General features: G+C 46.9%; 1 pseudogene. It reads left to right on the top strand.

Annotated features, from left to right (window positions below):
* Positions 1 to 49 precede the first annotated feature (49 nt).
* Positions 50 to 367, top strand: a pseudogene (locus AAEY83_RS13275) (MFS transporter); the annotation flags it as partial.

The raw sequence follows: 367 nt of genomic DNA, 5'->3' as shown, positions 1-367 counted from the left end.
CTTCACTGGCGGGCTACTCAGCAGTGATGGCTTATTAAAGATAGCCACGTTGGGTTTATTATCTATTGGGTTTCTACTGTCCGCGATGGTTTGGTGGGCATATGAGCGGCGGCAGAAATATCCATTATTAAACGTGCGCTTGTTCAATAATAAAACCTATTTGCACAGTAATATCATCAGCATTAGCCAAACAGTCGGTTTGATGCTGTGTCTCTTGTTATTGCCCGTGGTGATACAAGATGTGATGGGCGAAAGTGCTTTATGGACAGGTATTGTCCTGATGGTCGCGACGCTCGTGGCCAGTATCACCACGCATTACGCTGGCAAGATGGTAGATAAGCAAGGTGCCCGAGGGATTGGCATCGTA

Source organism: Psychrobacter sp. TB20-MNA-CIBAN-0197 (genome assembly GCF_040309765.1).
GTDB lineage: Bacteria > Pseudomonadota > Gammaproteobacteria > Pseudomonadales > Moraxellaceae > Psychrobacter > Psychrobacter submarinus.
This window is presented reverse-complemented; position numbering and strand designations above follow the sequence as displayed.